At 60.0% G+C, this 22225-nt stretch carries 23 protein-coding genes; 13 read left to right on the forward strand and 10 right to left on the reverse strand.

The window, feature by feature from the left end:
* Positions 1-170: 170 nt before the first annotated feature.
* From hslV to ACRTG1_RS14465, 4 genes are all read left to right on the forward strand, one after another.
* Positions 171-719 carry an ATP-dependent protease subunit HslV gene (gene hslV / locus ACRTG1_RS14450; RefSeq protein ID WP_222474049.1) on the forward strand — a complete coding sequence of 183 codons (549 nt, stop codon included), beginning with the start codon at positions 171-173 and terminating at the stop codon, positions 717-719.
* The gene (locus ACRTG1_RS14455) at positions 706-1236 is read left to right on the forward strand and encodes a GNAT family N-acetyltransferase (protein WP_222474048.1); all 531 of its coding nucleotides are present in this window, start codon (positions 706-708) and stop codon (positions 1234-1236) included. Before hslV ends, ACRTG1_RS14455 begins: the two co-directional genes overlap by 14 nt.
* On the forward strand, positions 1233-2543 hold the full coding sequence (gene hslU / locus ACRTG1_RS14460) for an ATP-dependent protease ATPase subunit HslU (RefSeq protein WP_432516456.1): 1311 nt from the start codon (positions 1233-1235) through the stop codon (positions 2541-2543). Before ACRTG1_RS14455 ends, hslU begins: the two co-directional genes overlap by 4 nt.
* A 247-nt stretch (positions 2544-2790) precedes the next feature.
* Positions 2791-3768, forward strand: a complete 978-nt coding sequence (locus ACRTG1_RS14465; RefSeq protein ID WP_113153629.1) for a DUF1402 family protein — start codon at positions 2791-2793, stop codon at positions 3766-3768.
* A 12-nt stretch (positions 3769-3780) separates the two neighbouring features.
* Here ACRTG1_RS14465 and ACRTG1_RS14470 read toward each other — a convergent pair whose 3' ends face one another.
* Genes ACRTG1_RS14470 through ACRTG1_RS14485 form a run of 4 tightly spaced genes read right to left on the reverse strand, consistent with a single transcriptional unit; the run spans position 3781 to position 6575 of the window.
* Entirely contained in the window at positions 3781-4161 is a 381-nt protein-coding gene (locus ACRTG1_RS14470; protein ID WP_113153628.1) for a helix-turn-helix domain-containing protein, read from the reverse strand.
* Positions 4158-4727, reverse strand: coding sequence for a Smr/MutS family protein (locus ACRTG1_RS14475; protein WP_113153627.1), 570 nt, complete (start codon positions 4725-4727; stop codon positions 4158-4160). Before ACRTG1_RS14475 ends, ACRTG1_RS14470 begins: the two co-directional genes overlap by 4 nt.
* A 3-nt stretch (positions 4728-4730) precedes the next feature.
* Positions 4731-5843: a murein transglycosylase A gene (gene mltA, locus ACRTG1_RS14480; protein WP_432516457.1), complete on the reverse strand. Its 1113-nt coding sequence runs from the start codon at positions 5841-5843 to the stop codon at positions 4731-4733.
* A 24-nt stretch (positions 5844-5867) separates the two neighbouring features.
* The gene (locus tag ACRTG1_RS14485) at positions 5868-6575 is read right to left on the reverse strand and encodes a Tim44/TimA family putative adaptor protein (protein ID WP_432516458.1); all 708 of its coding nucleotides are present in this window, start codon (positions 6573-6575) and stop codon (positions 5868-5870) included.
* A 207-nt stretch (positions 6576-6782) separates the two neighbouring features.
* Here ACRTG1_RS14485 and ACRTG1_RS14490 point away from each other — a divergent pair, with 207 nt between their 5' ends.
* Together ACRTG1_RS14490 and secB are read left to right on the forward strand one after the other, a co-directional pair.
* A complete protein-coding gene (locus tag ACRTG1_RS14490; RefSeq protein ID WP_317088471.1) occupies positions 6783-7283 on the forward strand; it encodes an FxsA family protein in 501 nt (166 codons plus the stop codon).
* Positions 7284-7400: 117 nt separating this feature from the next.
* Positions 7401-7910 carry a protein-export chaperone SecB gene (gene secB / locus ACRTG1_RS14495; RefSeq protein WP_113153623.1) on the forward strand — a complete coding sequence of 170 codons (510 nt, stop codon included), beginning with the start codon at positions 7401-7403 and terminating at the stop codon, positions 7908-7910.
* A gap of 136 nt (positions 7911-8046) precedes the next feature.
* On the opposite strand, the gene dnaQ is transcribed toward secB, so the two are convergent.
* The 5 genes from dnaQ to ACRTG1_RS14520 form a co-directional block, all read right to left on the reverse strand.
* A complete protein-coding gene (dnaQ, locus tag ACRTG1_RS14500) occupies positions 8047-8748 on the reverse strand; it encodes a DNA polymerase III subunit epsilon (RefSeq protein WP_297560851.1) in 702 nt (233 codons plus the stop codon).
* A gap of 67 nt (positions 8749-8815) precedes the next feature.
* Positions 8816-9418 (reverse strand): dephospho-CoA kinase, encoded by a 603-nt coding sequence (gene coaE / locus ACRTG1_RS14505; RefSeq protein ID WP_432516459.1) that lies wholly within the window; start codon positions 9416-9418, stop codon positions 8816-8818.
* Positions 9415-10248 carry a shikimate dehydrogenase gene (locus tag ACRTG1_RS14510; RefSeq protein ID WP_432516460.1) on the reverse strand — a complete coding sequence of 278 codons (834 nt, stop codon included), beginning with the start codon at positions 10246-10248 and terminating at the stop codon, positions 9415-9417. The genes coaE and ACRTG1_RS14510 overlap by 4 nt, the downstream gene beginning before the upstream one ends.
* Positions 10241-10846 carry a Maf-like protein gene (locus ACRTG1_RS14515; RefSeq protein WP_113153619.1) on the reverse strand — a complete coding sequence of 202 codons (606 nt, stop codon included), beginning with the start codon at positions 10844-10846 and terminating at the stop codon, positions 10241-10243. Before ACRTG1_RS14515 ends, ACRTG1_RS14510 begins: the two co-directional genes overlap by 8 nt.
* 4 nt (positions 10847-10850) lie before the next feature.
* Positions 10851-11684, reverse strand: coding sequence for a pyruvate, water dikinase regulatory protein (locus ACRTG1_RS14520; protein ID WP_206545572.1), 834 nt, complete (start codon positions 11682-11684; stop codon positions 10851-10853).
* Between the two features lie 399 nt (positions 11685-12083).
* Here ACRTG1_RS14520 and hemE point away from each other — a divergent pair, with 399 nt between their 5' ends.
* The 3 genes from hemE to rho all read left to right on the forward strand — a co-directional run bounded on the left by hemE (position 12084) and on the right by rho (position 15092).
* Positions 12084-13109 carry a uroporphyrinogen decarboxylase gene (hemE, locus tag ACRTG1_RS14525; RefSeq protein WP_206545573.1) on the forward strand — a complete coding sequence of 342 codons (1026 nt, stop codon included), beginning with the start codon at positions 12084-12086 and terminating at the stop codon, positions 13107-13109.
* Positions 13109-13639: a protoporphyrinogen oxidase HemJ gene (gene hemJ / locus ACRTG1_RS14530; RefSeq protein ID WP_432516461.1), complete on the forward strand. Its 531-nt coding sequence runs from the start codon at positions 13109-13111 to the stop codon at positions 13637-13639. Before hemE ends, hemJ begins: the two co-directional genes overlap by 1 nt.
* Before the next feature lie 187 nt (positions 13640-13826).
* The gene (gene rho / locus ACRTG1_RS14535) at positions 13827-15092 is read left to right on the forward strand and encodes a transcription termination factor Rho (RefSeq protein WP_113153616.1); all 1266 of its coding nucleotides are present in this window, start codon (positions 13827-13829) and stop codon (positions 15090-15092) included.
* Positions 15093-15192: 100 nt separating this feature from the next.
* On the opposite strand, the gene ACRTG1_RS14540 is transcribed toward rho, so the two are convergent.
* Positions 15193-17205 carry a thioredoxin domain-containing protein gene (locus ACRTG1_RS14540; protein ID WP_432516462.1) on the reverse strand — a complete coding sequence of 671 codons (2013 nt, stop codon included), beginning with the start codon at positions 17203-17205 and terminating at the stop codon, positions 15193-15195.
* Between the two features lie 79 nt (positions 17206-17284).
* Between ACRTG1_RS14540 and mnmE the strand changes: the two genes are divergently transcribed.
* From mnmE to ACRTG1_RS14560, 4 genes are all read left to right on the forward strand, one after another.
* Positions 17285-18598 (forward strand): tRNA uridine-5-carboxymethylaminomethyl(34) synthesis GTPase MnmE, encoded by a 1314-nt coding sequence (gene mnmE / locus ACRTG1_RS14545; RefSeq protein ID WP_432516463.1) that lies wholly within the window; start codon positions 17285-17287, stop codon positions 18596-18598.
* 257 nt (positions 18599-18855) lie between these two features.
* Entirely contained in the window at positions 18856-20727 is a 1872-nt protein-coding gene (gene mnmG, locus ACRTG1_RS14550) for a tRNA uridine-5-carboxymethylaminomethyl(34) synthesis enzyme MnmG (RefSeq protein WP_432516464.1), read from the forward strand.
* Positions 20727-21359 carry a 16S rRNA (guanine(527)-N(7))-methyltransferase RsmG gene (gene rsmG, locus ACRTG1_RS14555; RefSeq protein ID WP_206553300.1) on the forward strand — a complete coding sequence of 211 codons (633 nt, stop codon included), beginning with the start codon at positions 20727-20729 and terminating at the stop codon, positions 21357-21359. The genes mnmG and rsmG overlap by 1 nt, the downstream gene beginning before the upstream one ends.
* A gap of 52 nt (positions 21360-21411) precedes the next feature.
* Complete coding sequence (locus ACRTG1_RS14560; protein WP_206545578.1) at positions 21412-22200, forward strand: ParA family protein; 789 nt, start codon at positions 21412-21414, stop codon at positions 22198-22200.
* Positions 22201-22225: the final 25 nt, after the last annotated feature.

Raw genomic sequence — 22225 nt, forward strand, 5'->3', positions numbered from 1 at the left:
GACCCGCCGCACAACGCAACAACAGCCCTCATCCTGAGCCTGTCGAAGGGCGAGGGCGCCTGGCACCGACATGGCAATTCCATCTGCGCGTTTGCATTCCACAATGATCAACTTACATATTCGATCTGACGGCGCCGTGCCTCTTCGGGCGGCGCGAAAAGGAGTGTGCGATGAGCGAAGATAAATCCATGCACGCCACGACAATCGTCACTGTGCGCAAGGGCGACAAAGTGGTGATTGCCGGTGACGGGCAGGTCAGCCTGGGCAACACCGTGATGAAGGGCAATGCGCGCAAGGTGCGGCGCATCGGCAAGGGCAATGTGATCGCCGGCTTCGCCGGGGCCACCGCCGACGCCTTCACCCTTCTGGAGCGGCTGGAAGCCAAGCTGGAGCAGTATCCCGAGCAGTTGATGCGCGCCTGCGTCGAGCTTGCCAAGGACTGGCGGACCGACCGCTATCTGCGCCGGCTCGAAGCGATGATGCTCGTGGCCGACAAGAGCGTCACCCTGGCGCTTACCGGCAATGGCGATGTGCTGGAGCCCGAGCAGGGCATCATGGCCATCGGCTCCGGTGGCAATTATGCGCTTGCTGCCGCGCGTGCGCTCGCCGACACCGACAAGGACGCCGAGGAAATCGCCCGCAAGGCGATGGAGATCGCCGCGTCCATCTGCATCTACACCAATGACAATGTGGTGGTGGAAACCCTTGACGCCGAATGAGGCAGACCGGGTTGCCCTTTCTCCGGTAACCGCGGATCATTTTCCAGTGCTCCTCGACTGGCTCCGCCAGCCGCACATACGCGAATGGTGGGGCGAGCCCGAAATCGAGCTGGGCCAGATCCGCGACATGATCGAGGGACGCGACACGACGCGCCCCTTTGTGATCGAACTGGAAGGGCGGCCTGTCGGCTACATTCAGTACTGGTTTCTGGCGGACAATCGCGACGGGATTGATCAGTGGGTGGACGACCTTCCGGCGGATACCGTCGGCGTCGACCTGATCATCGGCGCGAAAGACCTGCTCTCGAAAGGGATCGGCAGCACCGCAGTGAAGCTGATGGTGCGCCACCTTCTGGAAACGGGACGCAGAAACATCATCATCGATCCGGACCCCAAGAACACGCGTGCGGTCCGCGCCTATGAAAAGGCCGGCTTCCAGCCGGTGCCTCATCTGGCCGGACGCACAGGGGACTACCTGATCATGCAATACGACACGAACAACGAGACGGACACATGACCACATTTTCCCCGCGCGAGATCGTCTCCGAACTCGACCGCTACATCATCGGCCAGAATGACGCCAAGCGCGCCGTGGCGATTGCGCTGCGCAACCGCTGGCGTCGCCAGCAGCTCGAGCCGGAGCTGCGCGAGGAGGTGATGCCGAAGAACATCCTCATGATCGGACCCACCGGCGTCGGCAAGACCGAGATCTCGCGTCGCCTGGCAAAGCTCGCCGGCGCGCCCTTCATCAAGGTCGAGGCCACCAAGTTCACCGAGGTCGGCTATGTCGGCCGCGATGTGGAGCAGATCATCCGCGATCTGGTGGAGGTCTCCATCGGTCTCGTGCGTGAAAAGATGCGCGAGAACGTGAAGGCCCGCGCCCACATGAACGCCGAAGAGCGCGTTCTTGAAGCGCTGGTCGGGAAGACCGCCAGCCCCGCCACCAAGGACAGTTTCCGCCAGAAGCTGCGCAATGGCGAGCTGGACGACAAGGAAATCGAGGTGGAAGTCTCCGATTCCGGCGGCGGCATGCCCGGTTTTGAAATGCCCGGCATGCCTGGCGCGAATATCGGCGTTCTGAACATCAACGACATGCTCCAGAAGGCCATGGGCGGCAAGCCGACCAAGCTGCGCAAGACGACCGTGAAGGAGTCCTACGAACTTCTGATCGCCGACGAGTCCGACAAGCTTCTCGATGAGGAAGAAGTCACCCAGCGGGCCCTGGAATCGGCGCAGAATGACGGTATCGTTTTCCTCGACGAAATCGACAAGATCGCCAACCGTGAGAACGGTGCGGGCGCCGGCGTTTCGCGCGAAGGCGTGCAGCGCGACCTGCTTCCACTCGTGGAAGGCACGACGGTTGCGACCAAATACGGTCCGGTCAAAACCGACCACATCCTGTTCATCGCCTCCGGCGCGTTCCACGTCTCCAAGCCTTCGGATCTTCTGCCGGAGCTTCAGGGCCGTCTGCCGATCCGCGTCGAGCTGCGCGCGCTGGAAAAAGACGATTTCCGCCGCATCCTGACGGAAACCGAGGCGAGCCTCATCAAGCAGTATGCGGCGCTGATGGAAACCGAAGGCGTTTCGCTGAACTTCACCGACGACGCCATCGACCGTCTGGCGGCCATTGCCGTCGATCTGAACGCCAGCGTCGAGAACATCGGCGCACGCCGGCTGCAGACGGTGATGGAACGCGTGCTCGACGAGATCTCGTTCAACGCCCCGGATCGTTCGGGAACCGAGCTTTCCATCGACGCGGCCTATGTCGACAAGAATGTCGGCGACCTCGCCAAAAACACGGACCTGTCACGCTTCATCCTCTGAAGCCCCCGCACAGTTCCGAAATCTGCCCATTCCCCGTCCCATGCCCCGCCGGTTCAGAACCGGCGGGGCATGGCGCATAAGAGGGGCGCATAAGAGGCCCGCATATAAGCAAGTGTGACATCTCTGCCGCGGTCGGGGCGTGATGATTGTCGGGCCGCGAATGCCTCTCGACTTGGTCGGTAGCTTTGCCTAATTTGCCGATAATCCAAAAAAGTCAGAACCACGCAGGGGGCGCAAGCAGCGCGACATGGCACCACGGGCACGACTGGTTATAGGCATTTGCCTCGGCTTCTTCTGCGTCGGAACACTTCCCGTTTCCGCGGCCAAACTCGTTCCCGAAGGAAACCGGAACGCCAAACAGCCCCCGGTGCCCGGTGTTTCGGCCAAGCGCACGAAGTCGGCCCAGACCACCTATGAAGCCAAATATGGCAAGGTCTACCAGCTTCTGAAAACCGATGGCGGGCTTGTTTCCAAGATCCGCTCCATTTCATCCCGATACAACATCGATCCCGTTCACATGGTCGGCGCCATCGTCGGTGAGCACACCTACAATGTGGACGCCTATGACCGCCTCCAGACCTATTATGTGAAGGCGGTCTCTTATCTGAAAAGCGATTTCTCCTTCTCCTATGGCGGTGAGACAGTCGGCCAGTTCGTGGAACGGCCCGAATTCGCCGACTGCGAAAAGGAAAAGGGCAGCTACGACATCTGGTCGTGCCGCGAAGCCGTCTGGGACAAATCGTTCCGCGGCAAATCCGTCGACGGCAAGAAATGGCCGAACGACCGGTTCGGGGCCGTGTTCTTCCAGCCCTTCTATGCAGGCCAGACCTTCGGCATCGGTCAGCTCAATCCGCTGACCGCCCTCAAGATGACCGACACGGTGAACAGGGTTTCCGGCTTCCGCCAGATCAGCCACACCAATCCGCAGGAAGTCTACCAGACGATCATGGACCCGGATAAATCGCTCGCCTATGTGGCCGCGACGGTGAAGAAGTCCATCGCCGCCTACAGGCAGATTGCCGATTTCGACATTTCGAAGAACCCCGGCATCACCGCCACGCTCTACAATCTCGGAAACCCGGAAGCACGCGCCGCGCGTCTGGCAGCGGAAAACCGCGTCCGCCGGGCCAAAGGCCAGCGGGTCAAGCTTCCGGAAGAGAACTATTATGGCTGGCTGGTGAACGAGAAGCTGGATGAGCTGAAGGCGCTTTTCCAGGATTCCTGAACCATCAGGTTCTTATGTCCCGTCCGTCGCCCGGTCGCCGGTGACGGCTTTCAACTGCTTCAGAAGCACCTTGATCTCGCCATCCTTCAGAGAAGCGATATGCGCCGCCAGAAGGTTTGCGAGTTCCGTTGCACAGGGCGAAAGATGCGCCGTGTCCACCACGACGCGCGGGTGTGAAAGCTCGGCGATCCGCTGCAGCTCGTCCGCCTCATCCCAGATCACGTTGAAAAAACCGATGATCTTCTGAACCATCGCCCAGTTGGGCGGGCTGGCGCGACCGTGCTCCAGAGAAGAAAGATAGGCCGCGCTGACGCCGATGGCCGCCGCCATTTCCTTCTGGCTCACCCCGCGCTCACGCCGCAGCTCGCGGATTTTCTCGCCAAGCGGGGTCACATGCCGCTCCTGTGCCTGCGCTTCAGGCGGATATAGAACGCGCCGCCGCCGCCATGACGCCGGCTTGCCTCGTCGATCCCGCTCACCAGGCCGGAGAAGGGCGGTGTTGCAAGCCAGCGCGGCAGGGCGCGGCGCAGCACGCCATCACTGCCGAACGATGCGCCCTTGCCGGTAATCACCAGAACATGGCGCATGCCCTCCGCATGGGCGCGGTTCAGGAAGGAGAGAAGCAGGCTGTGCGCTTCCGACTGGGTCAGCCCGTGAAGGTCCACGCGCCCCTCCAGAACAAGCCGGCCACGGGCAATCTTGGTATGGGTGGGCTTGTCGATGGGCCGGGTCGGATGCGCCTTGACCGGAGCGGGCGAAGCCTTGCCGGAACTGCTGGATGTCGCAGCAGGCCGCGATGTGTCCTGCGCCACCAGACGCGAAAGCTCGGCCATCGTGTCGTCATCGGGTTCTGCCGTTTCTTCAAGAAACTTGCCCTTGAGCGGCTCCGTGGTCCGCGCCACGCGGTTCCACAGAATGCGGTCTTCCATACTCAGGCGTTTCGGCGTGTGGCTGGTCATTGCTCAGCCTTCCACAAGCGCTCTGGGAACCAGCGCATAAAAATCCGCTCTGTGGCGGATCACACCGGCGATCTCGCCCGCCGCAGAACCGCTGCCGATGAAGAGATCGGCCCGCGCCTGTCCGGTGATCGCCGAGCCCGTATCCTGCGCGATCATCAGGCGGCGGAATGGCCCGCCATCGACCACATCGAGTTCCGGCGCATTGATGAAGAACGGGGTCCCGAATGTGTGCAACAGCCGGTCGACGGCGATCGAGCGCCCCGGCGTGAGCTGCACCTTGGCGGCGGCCACGGGACCAAGTTCCGGCGCTCCCGCATCGGTTTCGCGGAAAAAGATGAAAGAGCGGTTTTGCCGGAGAATTTCGTCAATTCGCTCCGGATTTTCCGAAAACCAGGCCCGAATGCTCTGCATTGTGACCGTTTCCGGAGAAAGCGCGCCGCACTCGATGAGCACCTTTCCGGCGCCCGTAAAATAGTGACCCGACTTCGCGGCGTAGGTGACGCGCATGACGGATCCATCCTCAAACCGCAGCCTTGCCGCACCCTGAACATGGATGAAATAGGCATCGACCCTGTTGTCGAGCCAGACGAGTTCCAGACCACGCCCTTCCAGCGCGCCACGGTCAATTGCGCCGCGGTCGTGATACTCCACAAGGCCGCTGTCCGTTTTCCGGGCAAACGCAAAATAGGGATCAAGCCCGGCCGGGCGGTTCTCGTCATCCACATCCACCAGATCGTCGGGACGCCGGTAGAGCGGCACGCAAAAGCGCTCGGTCCTTTCGCGCGAGGCCTCAACCTCCGGCTCGTAATAGCCGGTCACAAAACCGGAACCGCCGTCTTCAGCGCGGATATGGCAGGGAATGAAATGTTCTTCGAAGAATGCCCGGGCCGACGCTTCATCGGCGTCGGGCATGGCCAGTGCCGCTTTATGAGCGGGAGCGAAAGCAGAAAGCGCGATGCCCAGCGCGCCCGTGCGATAGGGCTTTACGGCAACGCGCTTGGCGGAACGGGCAAATGCACGAAAGGCGGAAAGAACCTTGTCTTCCCGCCAGCCTGGCATGTCGCTGAACGAAACCCTCTCAAGGGATGGCGAAAGCGCCGCAGACTGTGCGGCCATGCACGACGCTCCGCCCGGCAAGGATCAATCCTCGGCTTCGGTGGCGACGAGCTTCCAGTTGGGGTCGCGGGAACGGCTGTCGCGCGCGAAGGTCCACACATCCTTGACTTCGGCCACGGTCTCGGGATCGCCGTCGATCACCTCGCCGGACCCGTCACGGGTGGCGGAGATGAGCTCGCTGACGATGCGCAGCGTCACATGGGCTTCCGTACCCTTCATCTCGGCGGCGACGATATCCATGCTGTCGATGCCGACAAACGAGGATTCGATCTTCTCGTTGCGCTTCTCACGCTCGTCGATTGCAGCGACGAAACCTTCATAAACCTCGCGCGAAAGCAGGTTCTTGAGGGTCCGGCGGTCGCCATCGGCATAGGCCATGACGATCATCTCATAGGCCATCTTCGCGCCTTCGACGAAGCTCTTGGGCGCGAACGAGGCGTCAGCGTCGCGAATGGCGCGCATGCCCTTGTTCAGTTCGCTGCCCGGCTTGGCGGCCTTGTCGATATCGGCATAGGTCAGGTCGGGTTCCGGAGCGCCCTTGCGGCGCGGCAGGGAGACCACGTTTTCGCCGTCGCCGGACTTTTCTTCGCTGGAAGACCTGCGCCCTGCGGTGTAGGGATCAAAAGGCGGACGTTCGTTGCCCGTACGCCGGCCGAGCACATTGCGCAGCTGAAAGAAGATCACCACAGCGGCAATCAGAAAGAAAATCGTGCCGAAATCGAAGAATTCCATAACGTCCAGCCAAACGAGCCACTGTGTTCCGCAGCACCTGCCGGCTCAGGCCAGGTGCAGAGGCGACGGCACCCCGTCCTTACCGGAAATCATATAGAACGCAGACCGCCATCATTCAAATTTTCGGTCAGAATACCTATGTTTTCCCCACTGGCCAGCATGGAACGGTCAGAATCCGCTTAAACAGGCAACAAGGCTAACAAGTTCGTGCGATTTTCGATTGTTCCCTTCCTCCTTCTCGCCATCCCGTTGGGCGAGATCGCCATGTTCGTCGTTGTCGGCAGCCAGATCGGCGTGTTCCCCACGCTGGCGCTGGTTCTGATAACAGCCGTGACAGGCTCCATCCTTCTGAGAATTCAGGGGTTTGGGGTCGTTCGCCGCATTCAGGAAACGATGAATGAGGGCGGCGTGCCCGGCCGCGATCTCGTGCATGGCATGATGATCATGGTGGCTGGCGTGCTTCTTCTCACGCCCGGTTTCATCACCGATACGCTCGGTTTCCTCCTGTTCATTCCGGCAATCCGCGACATCGGCTGGAAATTCCTGCGCAGCCGCATCGTCGTCATGGGCGGGGCGGCAGGCGCCGGCGCACAGCGCCAAAACCCCTATCGACGCGACACCGGGCCGCAGACAATTGATCTTTCGGCAGACGATTACAGCGACGAACCGAACGATAAATCGCCCTGGCGCGGACCCGATCGCGACTAAAGCGGACCGTCCCGCGACCCCGCCGCGCCTTGTCATGCGCCAAAGCCCATGCTAGCGAGCAAACAATTATTTTCGGGGAGCCGCGCGGCTGCCAACCACGCTTGAGGAAGAACACGCATGGCCAAGAAACCAGAAGAAAACACTGCAGGCGCGAACGAAGCGGCAAAGGCCGGCAACGGCGCACAGCCCGCACTGAACGTTCTGACCCAGTATGTGAAGGATCTTTCCTTCGAAAGCCCGGGTGCTCCGCAGTCTCTGCGCGGTCGTTCGGAAGCTCCGGCAATCAACATCAACGTCAATGTCAACGCCAACCCGCTTGGCGAGACCGACTATGACGTCGTGCTGACGCTCAACGCCAAGGCAGAAGCCGAAGGCAAGGTGCTGTTCAACGTAGAGCTGGTTTATGGCGGTGTCTTCCGCGTTGCCGGTTTCCCGCAGGAGCACATGCTGCCGGTTCTCTTCATCGAGTGCCCGCGTCTTCTCTTCCCGTTCGCACGTCAGGTCATCGCCGACGCAACCCGCGCCGGTGGCTTCCCGCCGCTGATGATCGACCCGATCGACTTTGCCCGCATGTTCCAGCAGCGCGTTGCCGAGGAACAGGCAAAGGGCCAGGTTCAGGTTTCCTGATCCAGCCAGATTCTCTGAGTTTTTTTCGGGGTGGCGCTTTCGGGCGCCGCCCCGAATCACTTCTGGCGCATCATTTCTGGCGCAGGATTCTTCGATTTTCAGAGAAAGCCGGGATTTTCCGGAAAACTGCCCGACTTCAGGCGCGCAGATTGTGCCAGAGCGATTTTTCGCCGAGCTTTTCGACCAGCGCCTCATGAGCGGCGCGCTCTTCCTCGCTGATGCGCGGGGGAAGGGGAGTCGGTCGCGCCGAGAGGGTGACCGAAGCGGCCAGCGCGCTTTCGCCCGCATTGTCGCCACCGCCTGAAATCTCCAGACCAAGAGCGGCCTGCTTGCCGCCGATCAGCTCGATATAGACTTCGGCGAGAAGTTCGGCGTCGAGGAGAGCGCCGTGCTTGGTGCGGCGGCTGTTGTCGATGCCATAGCGACGGCACAGCGCATCGAGCGAATTCGGCCCCATCGGGTGTTTGCGCCGGGCGATGGCCAGCGTATCGACCACAAGCGAGGGCTCCACCGGGGGAACGCCCAGCCGGTCGAATTCGGCATTGATGAAGCCGATATCGAAGTTCGCATTGTGAGCGACCAGCTTTGCGCCGTCGATGAATTCCAGAAATTCTTGCAGAACCGCGCCAAACGCCGGCTTGTCGGCGAGATCGGCATCGGAAATTCCGTGAACCGCCTGCGCCTCCGGGTGAACCGAACGGCCCTGCGCATTGATGTAATGATGCAGGAAACGCCCCGTGGGAAAACGATTGTCCAGCTCGACACAGCCGATCTCGATCACCCGATCCAGATTGTTGTCGAGACCCGTGGTTTCCGTATCGAAAACGATTTCGCGCATTCATTCGCTCCAGAGCGCCAGTTCGTGAGCAACATGCGCACCCGATGCGGGTGACGCAAGCATGGCCTTATGGGGATGGTGTTTCGGCTGGGGAAAGTGCTGCGATCACCGATTTCACGGCATCGCGCGCCGCTTCCATCCCATTGCCCGTGTCGATGATGAAGTCGGCGCGCGCGCGCTTTTCCGCATCCGGCACCTGACGGGCAAGGATCGCGGCGAACTTTTCTTCCGTCATGCCGGGGCGTGACAGAACCCGGGTGCGCTGCTCTTCAGCCGGCGCGGTGACGACAACAATTCGATCAACACGATCCTCACCGCCCGTTTCGAACAGGAGCGGAATGTCGAGCACGACGATTGGCGTTCCCTTTTGCCTGTTTTCGGCAACGAACGCGTCTGCATCCTGACGCACCAGTGGATGGATGATCTCTTCCAGCGCCTTGAAGGCTTCGGGTTTCCCCAAAACGGCCCTGGCCAGTCGTTCACGATCCACCGCGCCGTCAACAACGGTTCCGGGGAAACGCGCCTCGATGAGCGGGGCAGCAGCACCCGCATAGAGCCTGTGAACCGCTGCATCGGAATCGTGCACCGGCACGCCTTCTTCCACAAACATGCGGCCGGTTGTGGATTTCCCCATGCCGATGGAGCCGGTGAGGCCGAGAATGACTGTCACACCTGTTCTCCATCGGACAGAACATGCGTGCGCAGGGCCCCGGTGACCTCTGGCCGCACGCCGAACCAGCGCTCGAAACCGGGAACGGCCTGATGCAGCAGCATGCCCAGCCCGTCGACCGGCGTGAGCCCGCGCGCCTCGGCGGCGGCAAGCAGGTCCGTCTTGAGCGGCGCATAGACAATGTCGCTGACGACCGCGCCTTCAGGCATTGGATCGAGCGAAATCTCCAGCGGCGGTTTCCCGGTCATGCCGAGCGCGCTCGTGTTCACCAGAAGATGCGCATCGGACAGAAGTGCCGGAAGCGCGTCCCAGCCATGGGCGCTGACGCCCGTTCCGAAACGCTGCGCCAGCTCCTCGGCCCGCTCAATGGTGCGATTGACCACGCGAATCTTGCGGTAGCCGGCCTTCTGGATGGCGTGGATGATGGCGCGCGCCGCACCGCCTGCACCCAGCACCACGGCGGTCTCGCCAGACGTCCAGCCGGGAGCAATGGCGCTCAGATTTGCAGAAAAACCATAGGCGTCCGTGTTTCCGCCGATGAGTTTTCCACCCTCGAACCACAGCGTGTTGACGGCGCCGATCATCTCGGCCGCCTCGTCGCGCTGATCGACACCCTGAAAGGCTGCTTCTTTGTGGGGCAGGGTGACGTTGCCACCGGCATATACGGAAGATGACAGGCCAGCGAGAAACGCCGGGAAATCGAGCGGTGCGACATCCAGCTTTTCATAGCTGCCGGCGATGCCGTGCTTATGAAGCCAGTAGCCATGAATGAGCGGCGAGCGGGAATGCGCGATGGGATGCCCGCAAACGAAGGCGTGAATATCAGCCATCGATCGCCCCCAGCGTGCGCAGCTCGGCCAGAAGCGGCAGGAGCGGCAGGCCGACAATCGTGAAGGTGTCGCCTTCAATCTTTTCGAAAAGCTGAATGCCTTCACCTTCGATCTGATAAGCGCCCACGCTGTGCAGGGCGTTTTCACCCACACTGGAAAGATGACGCCCGATGAAAGCGGGATCGAGATCGCGCATGGTGAGGCGCGCAATGCCCACATGCCGCCAGATCACCTCGCCATCGCGCGCAATGACGACGGCGCTGTTGAGCTGATGGGTGCGGCCCGAAAGTTTCAGAAGATGCCGGCGCGCGCCTTCCATGTCTGCTGGCTTGTGGAAGACTTCATCACCGAGCGACAGGGTCTGGTCCGCACCGATGACAAGCGCGCCGGGGGAGCGCTCGGAAACGTCCACGGCCTTGGCTTCGGCAAGCACCTGGGCGACGGTTTCAGGATCCGCGCCGCTTCCCTCCAGCGTGTTTTCCACAGCGCGCTCGTCGATCTCGGACCGTTCGACGCGAAACGTGACGCCGGCATCGCGCAGCATTTTCTGACGAAAGGCGCTTCCCGACGCCAGGATGATGGCGGGCTTGTCTGTCATGGTGTCACCCTCTGTTTTCTCGTGACTTCGCATACAATGCGAGAATGGCGGCTGCCGTTTCTTCAATGGACCGGCGCGAAACGTCGATCACCGGCCAGCCATGCCGGCTGCAAAGCTGGCGCGCATAGGCAATCTCGCGCGAGATTGTTGCGCGATCCGTATAGGGATTGAAGGCTGTTTCATCCACAGAGCCCAGAATGCGGTTCTGGCGGATCTGTGAAATGCGCTCGGCGGAAGCAACGAGGCCGACGATCAGCGGCCGCCTGGCCTCCGCCAGCGCTTCGGGAAGCTTCATGTCCAGAACGATGGGAACATTGGCTGTCTTCACACCGCGGTTCGCCAGATAGATGCTGGTGGGCGTCTTGGATGTGCGGGAGATACCCACAAGCACAACGTCCGCATCTTCAATGTTCAGCGGAAGCTGCCCGTCATCATGCTCCATGGTGAAATTGAGCGCTTCGATGCGGTGGAAATACTGCGCATCCAGCACATGCTGCGCGCCCATGCGCCGTCCGGCGGGTGTTCCCAGATAGGACTGGAAAACCATCAGCACCGGTTCGAGCACGGAAACGCAGGGCAGGCCGAGCGCGGCACAGCTTTCATCCACCTGCCGGGCGAGTTTCTGATCCACCACTGTGTAGAGAACAATGCCCGGCTCGCGCTCCACTTCATCGAGCACGCGGGCCAGCTGCTTCTCATTTCGAATCAGCGGGTAGATGTGCTCGATCGCCCGCGCATCCTTGTATTGCGCGGCTGCGGCGCGTCCAGCGGCCAGAAGAGTCTCTCCGGTCGCATCAGAAATCATGTGAAGATGGAAGAAGCGCTGCGGCTGTTGCACGGTTTTCTGCCCCGCCATGTGGATGATTGTTGATAACGCGGGCTCAAAAAAATGGCGAGGCCGCGCCTCTGGATAAGTCCATAGAGTCTTCCACAGATCAGCCCGGTGTGAATTGTGATCCGCCCATGTGGAGAACAATCGACAATCCCCGAACCTTCCTTCATTGTCCACCACACGCGGAAAAACGAAATTGGCTCAGCCTATTGAATCTGCGTGCTGAATCCGCATTATCCCCGTTCTTCTGAAGATGTGCATTGCCATGGGGCGCGGCAATAAGACCGAAGGGGCGATGCGCGAAACCGTGGACAGATTTGAATCCACATTACAAACAGAGTCTAAGAATCAGAAGAATCTTCAGATCTGTAATTATCTTTTGAATCCTGACTGTGGAGCATCCTGATGGGGCAGCGAAAAATCCTCGACGTGCTTAGAGGCGAGACGGTGTTTCCGCCTCCCGTATGGATGATGCGCCAGGCAGGGCGATATCTGCCGGAATACCGGGAAACCCGGAAACACGCCGGTGGGTTTCTGGATCTCTGCTACAATCCCGATCTGGCCGTGGAAGTGACCCTACAGCCGATCCGGCGTTTCAACTTCGACGCTTCGATCCTGTTTTCCGACATTCTCGTCGTGCCTCATGCCCTCGGACGCGATCTACGCTTCGAGGAAGGGCGCGGTCCGCTCCTGACGCCAATCGACGCCGGCGGCATCGCCAGGCTGGAAACCGACGGTTTTCATGATCATCTGGCGCCGGTCTACGAGACGGTGCGGCGGCTTCGGAAAGAACTTCCAGACGAAACGACGCTGCTCGGCTTCTGTGGCGCGCCGTGGACTGTGGCGACTTACATGATCGCCGGGCATGGAACGCCGGACCAGGCGCCGGCCCGCATGTTCGCTCTGGAACAGCCGGAGGCCTTTTCCGCGCTGATCGACTGTCTTGCGGACTGTTCGGCCGAATATCTGATCCGCCAGATCGATGCGGGCGCGGATGCGGTTCAGATCTTTGATTCCTGGGCCGGTGTTCTCGATGAGCTCTCTTTCGAGCGCTGGTGCGTGAAGCCGATGGCCCGGATCGTGGCGAAAGTGCGCGAAAAGCACCCCGATGTGCCGATCATCGGCTTTCCCAAGGGCGCGGGCGCGCATTATGCGGGTTATCGCCGGGAGACGGGCGTGACGGCGCTGGGCCTCGACTGGACCGTTCCACTGGGCACAGCGCGCCGTCTGCAGGCCGAGGGAGCCGTTCAGGGCAATCTGGACCCCCTGAGGCTGATTGCGGGCGGAGAGGCGCTCCACGAGGGCGTGGCGGCCATTCTGGACGCCCTGAGACATGGACCCTTCATCTTCAACCTCGGCCACGGCATCACGCCCAAGACGCCGGTTGAGCATGTGGAAGCCATGCTGAAGCAGATCAGGGAGGCCGAGTGATGGCTGCGAGTGACACGGGCGGCAAGAAAGCTGCGGGCAGGGCCTTCACGGCGCTGGCGATTTTCATCGGCCTGACGGCGCTTTTGTTTTTCTACAATCCGTCCGGTTTCTATCTCTGGGCGAAGGCCATCCATGTGATCGCCGTGATTGCCTGGATGGCAGGCATGCTCTACCTGCCGCGGCTGTTCGTCTATCACGCGGATGCCGAGCCGCGTTCGGAGAAATCCGAGACCTTCAAGGTGATGGAGCAGCGTCTGTTACGGCTGATCATCAACCCGGCCATGATTGTGACCTGGGTTTTCGGCCTGTGGCTGGCCTGGGACGGTTTCGGCTTTTCGGGCGGCTGGCTGCACGCAAAGATCGCGCTTGTTATCGCCATGTCGGGCGTGCACGGCTATTTCTCGGCCTCCGTTCGCCGCTTTGCGGCCGATCAGAACACCAAGCCCGCCCGTCATTGGCGTATAATGAACGAAGCGCCGACGCTTCTGATGATCGTTATTGTCGTGCTTGTTATCGTCAAACCCTTCTGATACGGGTTTGACAGACTGCCTTTGATGCGGAACCGGCGATGCCGTCTTGCCCTTTGAACAAGACGGCGCTAAGAGTCGGTTCCTTCCTTTTTGTCCGGTTCCACGCACATCTTCCGTTCCGAGTGAAACCGGCTGGCTTCAAATACGCCTACCCCCATCTTTTTGTTTGCCTTTCCAGAGTCCGCACATGCAGGAAATGAAACTCCAAGAGCTGAAAAGCAAATCGCCGACCGATCTCATTGCGTTCGCAGAATCGCTTGAGGTCGAGAACGCCAGCATCATGCGCAAGCAGGAGCTGATGTTCGCGATTTTGAAGAAGCTCTCCACGCAGGATATCGAGATCATCGGCGAAGGCGTCGTGGAAGTGTTGCAGGATGGCTTCGGCTTCCTCCGCTCCGCAACCGCCAACTATCTGCCGGGTCCGGACGATATCTACATCTCTCCCTCCCAGATCCGCCGCTTCTCGCTGAAGACGGGCGATACGGTCGAGGGTCCGATCCGCAGCCCCAAGGAAGGCGAACGCTATTTCGCCCTTCTCAAGGTCAACACGATCAATTTTGAGGATCCGGAGAAGATCCGCCACAAGATCCACTTCGATAACCTGACACCGCTCTATCCCGATGAGCGGCTGAACATGGAAATCGAGGATCCGACGAAGAAAGACCTGTCGGCGCGCGTGATCGACCTGGTGGCGCCGCTCGGCAAGGGCCAGCGTGGCCTGATCGTCGCGCCGCCGCGCACGGGTAAGACGGTTCTCCTTCAGAACATCGCCCATTCGATCACCTCGAATCACCCGGAATGCTTCCTGATCGTTCTTCTGATTGACGAACGTCCGGAAGAAGTGACCGACATGCAGCGCTCGGTGAATGGCGAGGTCATCTCCTCGACCTTCGACGAGCCGGCCTCGCGCCACGTGCAGGTTGCCGAAATGGTCATCGAGAAGGCGAAGCGTCTGGTCGAGCATGGCCGCGACGTGGTCATTCTGCTCGATTCGATCACCCGTCTTGGCCGCGCCTACAACACGGTCGTGCCGTCTTCCGGCAAGGTTCTGACCGGTGGTGTGGACGCCAACGCCCTGCAGCGCCCCAAGCGCTTCTTCGGTGCGGCGCGCAACATCGAAGAGGGCGGCTCGCTGACGATCATCGCCACGGCGCTCATCGATACGGGCAGCCGGATGGACGAAGTGATCTTCGAAGAGTTCAAGGGCACGGGCAACTCGGAAATCGTTCTGGACCGCAAGGTTGCCGACAAGCGCATCTTCCCGGCGATCGACATTCTCAAGTCCGGTACGCGTAAGGAAGACCTCCTTATCGCGCGTCAGGATCTCCAGAAGATCTTCGTTCTGCGCCGGATCCTCGCCCCGATGGGCACTACGGACGCGATTGAGTTCCTTAACGACAAGCTCAAGCAGACCAAGACCAATTCGGAATTCTTCGATTCGATGAACACCTGATGGTAGTTTGACGAAATCTGCCGTTCTGGCAGCAATGAAAAGGCGGCGTCACCGGAAACCGTGACGCCGCCTTAATCTTTTGTTCAGCATAAAATCCTGCTCAGTGCCTTCTGCGCAACGCCTCTTCCAGTGCATTGGCGGTGTCGAATGGGGGCAGGCAGGTCTGGCCGACGCAGAGATAGGCCGCTTTCCGTTTCGGATCGACGGTGACACCGCCGGGCAGTTCCACCGCTTCTTTCTCTCCAGAGAGAACGATGTCGAAACGGCGTGGATCCAGATGTCGATTCGCTACCGGAACAAAAACCTGTTCCGCATCCGGTTCGACCATGACCAGCTTCATGGGTTCTTCCGCCAGAGCCGCAGCATAGACAGTGCCCGCCTGGCCGTAGGTCTGGCTCGCAGCGCGCCCGAGAGCCTTTTCAACGACATGGGCCAGATGGGCGCCGAGAGCGCCGTTGTGGAGCACGGAGAGGGCAAGGAGCGCTTCTATGCACTGGCTGGTGGCCGACGGGATGGCCTCATCCACATCGCCGCGAATGCGCATGGGTACGTCTCCGGCGTCTGAAGCGGTCAGAAAATAGCCTGTCGCATCAGCATCCGCGTGCCATTCATCCAACACGGTGCGCCAGGCATCTGCCTGTGCGAGCAGTGTTGCATCGCCTGTCGCCTGATAAAGCGCCGCTGCAGCGGAAATCATGCAGGCATAATCGCTGGTGAGCCCGGGAAAGACCCGGTTCCCGGCGCGGATGCTGTGGGGCAGGCGGCCGTGATCCATCGATTCGCATACGAAACGAAAAGCCGTTTGCGCAGCTTCAATCCAGTCCCGGCGCCCAAGGGTGCGACCGGCTTCGGCGAGAGCTGTGATCGTGAGGCCGTTCCAGTCGACCAGAATCTTGTCGTCACGCCCCGGTTGGGGACGGGTGTTGCGGGCTTCAAGCAGTCTGTCGAGCATGTCGCGCAGCGCGGTTTCGGTCTCACGCCCCTGAGACTCCGGCGTCGAACGACGATGCAGGATGGGCGCGCCCTTCCAGCCTTCCGGTTGAGCGAGCGAGAAGACTTCCAGAAAGCGATTTGCGTCCGCACCCAGGATGGAATTGAGCTCTTCTTGCGTCCAGAGATAGGTTTGCCCCTCAACGCCTTCAGTATCCGCGTCCAGACTGGATATGAACGCGCCATTCACGTCCCGCATCTCGCGGAGCAGCCAGCCGACGGTTTCCTCGATTCGATACCGAAACAATTCATTTTGCGTTTCGCCATACGCCCAGCACAGCATGCGGAGGAGCTGTGCGTTGTCGTAGAGCATTTTCTCGAAATGCGGGACGATCCACTGATCGTCAGTCGCATAACGCGCGAGGCCACCGCCTACATGATCGTAAATGCCGCCCGAAAGCATGGATTTGAGGCTGAACAGAACCGCTTCTTTAGAAGAAACATCGCCGGATTGAAGCGCCTGAAGCCAGAGTATGCGCATGAACGGGACATTGGGGAATTTTGGGGCACCGCGAAGGCCGCCCAGTTCCATGTCGATCATGCGCAGAATTTTCGGCGCAAGATCATCCAGCAGCGCAGAAGGGGAGGCGGAGTGACTGGAAGCGGGTGAGAGCCGACTCTCGACATGCGATTTCAACGCCGTAGCACTCTTGAGGAGATCGGCGCGCTTGTTCTGCCAGGCGGCATTGACCGCCTCGAGCACCTGGAGGAAGCCAGCCCGGCCATACCGCTGCTCAGGCGGGAAATAGGTGCCGCCCCAGAACGGGTTGCCATCCGGGTCGAGAAACATGGTCAGCGGCCAGCCGCCTTGCTCGCCGGTCGCAGACAGGGCCGCCATATAGATCTGATCGATCTCCGGCCGCTCTTCCCGATCCACCTTGATATTGACGAAGTGCCGGTTCATGGCCTCCGCAACTTTTGGATTCTCGAATGACTCATGAGCCATCACGTGACACCAATGGCACGCGGCGTATCCAACGGAGAGAAGAATTGGACGGTCCGTCTCCCGGGCTTCCTGCAGTGCTTCCGCAGACCAGGGGCGCCAATGGACCGGATTATCCTTGTGCTGCAAGAGATAGGGGCTGGTTTCGTTGGAAAGCAGATTTTTTGCTGGCAGAGCCATCAGGATTCCTTGCACATCGGATCGTTATGGAAAATATCTACCGGCACGGTAGGGCGCTTTGGACGTAAGGGCAATTCAGATGCGGGCAACGATATTCGCACTTTCCAGCGGTGGACTGCCATCGGGGGTCGCCGTGGTGCGCCTTTCCGGCGAAGGCACCCGTCAGGCCCTTGAGCAAATGGCGGGCGCCTTGCCTGTAGCGCGACAGGCTGCGTTGCGCGGGCTCCACAATCGTGACGGCGTGCTTCTCGATCGGGGGCTTGTTCTCTTCTTTCCGGGTCCGCACAGTTTCACAGGTGAGGATTGTGCGGAGCTGCATCTGCATGGTGGCCGCGCCGTGGTTCAGGCAGTGCTTGACGCGCTGGCCGGCTTTGCAGGGTTTCGTCTGGCAGAAGCCGGAGAGTTTACCCGACGCGCCTTCTTGAACGGAAAATTCGACCTCACGGAAGCAGAAGCGCTCTCCGACCTGATTGCCGCAGAAACAGAAGCGCAGCGCCGCTTTGCGCTGGCCAATTCGGAGACACGGCACCGCGCACTCTACGATGGCTGGCGCAGGACACTTATTCAGGCCCGCGCCATGATCGAGGCGGAGCTGGATTTCTCGGATGAGGAAGACGTTCCGGGTTCGGTTGCGGAGCAGGTCTGGAATGATGTCACTGCGCTGCACCGATCCTTGAGGGCGCATGCCGCCGGATATCGGAATGCCGAGATCATCAGAGAGGGATACCGCGTCGTGATTCTCGGTGCGCCCAATGCCGGAAAATCCAGCCTTCTCAATGCGCTTGCCCAACGCGATATCGCCATCGTGACGGATGAGCCAGGAACCACGCGCGATGCGCTGGAGACCGCACTCGACATTGACGGTGCGAAAGTGATCCTGACGGATACGGCTGGCATTCGGGAGAACCCCGGCCGCGTTGAAGCACTCGGGATCGAACGCGCGATCAGCAGAGCGAAAGACGCGGATCTGATCCTTGTTCTCGAAGACATGTCTGCTGAAGACACTGTGGAAGCACCGGCCGATGCACCTTCTCTACGGGTCGGAAACAAGGCTGATCTTCCGGCCAAAGATCGAAATCAGCGGGACTACGACATTGAGATCTCGGTCAAATCCGGTGAAGGGATCGATGCTCTTCTGGCAGAACTACGTCAGCGGGTGGGGGATGCGACCCGGAATGCGACAGAGATCCTGCCTTTCAGACAGCGTCACGTACAGCTGATCGAAGAAGCCGCACGTCATGCTCAGACAGCAATTGCGTCCGAGGACACACCACTCGAACTGCGCGCGGAAGAGCTGCGACTTTCTGCAGATGCGCTGGGACGCATCTCTGGAAGCATTGATGTCGAGGACCTCCTCGACACAATTTTCTCGCAGTTCTGTATTGGCAAATGACTCACGTGAAACATGCACGATAAATCGTGACTCACGTGAAACAGTGTTGATTGATTTAGCGATGACTCACGTGAAACACGGGATAGGAGATTGAACAGTCTTGACTCATTGTTTCACGTGAAACCCATCCAACTCAAATCTCTTGACTGATGGGTTGGAAAAGGACATGTCATCCAACGTCCCAATGCCAATGTCCTTAAATCCAGCCAGCTTTCTTCTCTGGTCGAGACGTTTGCGCAGCGCAGATGGATATGAATATGACGAACGAAACCTTTGATGTGATTGTGATCGGTGGCGGGCACGCCGGCGCTGAAGCGGCATCCGCCTCTGCGCGCAGCGGTGCAAAGACCGCGCTGGTTACACTTCGCTTCGACACCATCGGCGCGATGTCCTGCAACCCGGCAATCGGTGGGCTTGGCAAGGGGCACCTTGTTCGGGAAGTCGATGCGCTGGACGGCATTATGGGACGTGCGGCAGACGCCGCTGGCATTCAGTTTCGTTTACTCAATCGCCGCAAGGGTCCGGCAGTTCGCGGCCCGCGTACACAGGCAGATCGCAAGCTCTATCGGTCTGCTGTGCAGGAGGCGATCCGTTCTCAAGAGCATCTCGAAGTGATCGAAGGCGAGGCGCTGGAACTGGTCATTGATGCGGGGCGGGTCACGGGTGTCGTTGTGTCCGGAGAGCGTCATCTCAACTGTGGCTCTGTCGTGTTGACCACTGGCACGTTTCTACGCGGCCTCATCCACATCGGTGAAAAGACGATACCGGCCGGGCGCATGAATGAGCAGGCCGCCGAGCGTCTTTCGCTTTCCATGGAAGCAGCTGGCTTCCGGCTTGGGCGATTGAAGACGGGGACCCCGCCCAGGCTGGACGGTCGTACGATTGACTGGGCATCGCTCGACATGCAGCCAGCGGACGACGATCCGACGCCATTCTCCCTGCTGACAGACGGGATTGTGAATCGGCAGATAGAGTGCGGCATCACGCGAACGACACCGGAAACCCATCAGGTAATCCGGGACAATCTGCATCGCTCGGCCATGTACTCCGGCGCGATTGACGGAATCGGACCGCGCTATTGTCCGTCCATTGAAGACAAGATCGTCAAGTTTGGCGACAGGGAAGGGCATCAGATATTCCTGGAGCCGGAAGGTCTCGATGACCACACGGTTTATCCGAACGGTATTTCGACTTCGCTGCCTGAAGATGCGCAGGTCGCGCTTCTCAAGACCATTCCCGGCTTGGCTGAGACCGTGGTGCTTCAGCCGGGATATGCGATTGAATATGACCATGTGGATCCGCGAGATCTCGAACCGACACTTGAGGCCCGGCGGGTGAAGGGGCTGTTCCTGGCGGGACAGATCAACGGCACGACCGGTTATGAAGAGGCTGCAGCTCAAGGCATTCTTGCCGGCATCAATGCAGCGCGGTCGGCGTCCGGCACCGGCATGATCACCCTCGGCCGGGCGGATGCCTATATCGGCGTGATGATCGACGATCTGGTGACGCGCGGTGTGAGTGAACCCTATCGCATGTTCACCTCGCGCGCGGAATATCGCCTGTCGCTGCGGGCAGACAATGCGGATATGCGCCTGACGCCTCTGGCCATGGAACTGGGCATTGCGTCGTGGGAGAGACGGAAGCGCTTCAGCGAGATGCAGACGGCGCTGGACGATGCGCGAGCGCTGATCAAGAGCCGTGACCTGAGCCCCAATGAAGCCGAGCGTCATGGCATAGCGCTGAACAAGGACGGTGTCCGGCGCTCCGCCTACGATCTCTTGTCCTATCCAAATATCGATATGAGCCGACTTACTACCATCTGGAATGACTTCTCCTCTATCCCTCCGAAGCTCGCGGAGCTCGTCGAGACGGAGGCGCGATACGCCGTCTATCTCGAACGGCAGGGAAGTGACGCCGCGATGCTGCGGCGAGAAGAAGCACGGCTCATACCGGATGATATGACGTTCGATACGATTGTGGGATTGTCCAATGAGCTCAAGCAGAAGCTTGCGGCCCGGCGGCCGCGGAGCATTGCAGACGCCCAGCGGATCGATGGGATGACACCGGCAGCTCTGGCACTGATCATCGCCACGCTGCGCCAGTTTGAGACCGAGCGGGGCGCTGCATAATGGCGACATCGCGTTTCGATCAGCTTGTGGAAATCGCTGGTCCAGTTTCACGTGAAACATTTGATCGTCTGGTTGCGTTTGAGGAAGTTTTCCGACGCTGGTCGAGACGAATCAATCTGGCCGCCCCTTCGACTCTGGAGACCTTGTGGGAGCGCCATATCCTGGATAGCGCGCAGCTTCTGCGGCTCGCACCGGATGCCCGGAAATGGCTCGATGTCGGGTCGGGCGGCGGTTTTCCCGGCGCGGTAATGGCAATCCTTCTTGCTGAAAAGCCGGGCGCTGAAGTCCATCTGGTTGAAAGCAACCGCAAGAAAGCAGCCTTTCTTGTCTCGTCGCTCAACGAGGTCGGGGTTCGGCCAAAGGTTCATGCAAAGCGAATCGAGGATTGCTACAGCCTCATCGAGGCCCCGGAGATCGTTACGGCACGGGCTTTGGCTCCGCTTTCGCTGCTTCTCGAGCTGACAGAGCCCTGGTTGAGCCAAGGTGCGCGTGCGCTCTTTCACAAAGGCCGGGATTACCGGAGGGAAGTGGAAGAAAGCGGTAACGCGTGGCGGTTCGATCTGGTAGAACACAAAGACAAGGTCGATGCGGCAGCCATCATTCTCGAAGTGAAGAATCCTGTTCGGCTTTAGCCGGGATCGTCGCGGAACCTTTCAGTCGAGTCTATTCGAGGTAGCAGCAGCGATGAATAGCGGTACGCGAATCATCACAGTCGCAAACCAGAAGGGCGGGGTTGGCAAGACAACCACAGCCATCAATCTGGCAACCGCGCTTGCCGCGATTGGCGAAAACGTTCTGGTCGTCGATCTTGATCCGCAGGGCAATGCCAGCACCGGGCTGGGCATTGACCGTCAGAAGCGTCTCGTTTCGTCCTATGATGTGTTGACCGGTGGGGCAGGCATCATGGAAGCGGCTATGGAAACCGCTGTTCCCGGTCTCTCGATCGTGGCTTCGACGCTCGATCTTCTGGGCATCGAAATGGAAATCTCGAGCGCGCCTGACCGTGTTCTGAAACTGCGTAACGCATTGAATCAGGACGGAATTCCTTATTCCTACGTTCTGGTGGATTGCCCGCCATCCCTGAACCTTCTGACGCTGAATGCAATGGCGGCAGCCGATTCCATTCTGGTTCCGCTGCAATGCGAGTTCTTCGCGCTCGAGGGTCTGAGCCAGCTTCTTGAGACGGTTGAGCAGGTGCGTGCCTCGATCAATCCGCATCTGGGCATTCAGGGCATTGTCCTGACGATGTTTGACCAGCGCAACAATCTCGCCAACCAGGTGGTGGCGGATGTGCGGGCGCATATGGGCGAGACCGTCTACGACACGGTCATTCCGCGCAATGTGCGTGTTTCCGAGGCGCCGTCCTATGGGAAGCCTGCGTTGCTCTACGATCTGAAATGCAGCGGTAGCCAGGCTTATCTACAGCTGGCTTCTGAAGTGATCCGTCGTGAACGGCGGTTGCAGGCTGCCTGAGTTCGATTTCATCGGGCGGGCGGTT

Source organism: Nitratireductor sp. PBL-C9 (assembly GCF_050877045.1).
Lineage (GTDB): Bacteria > Pseudomonadota > Alphaproteobacteria > Rhizobiales > Rhizobiaceae > Nitratireductor > Nitratireductor aquimarinus.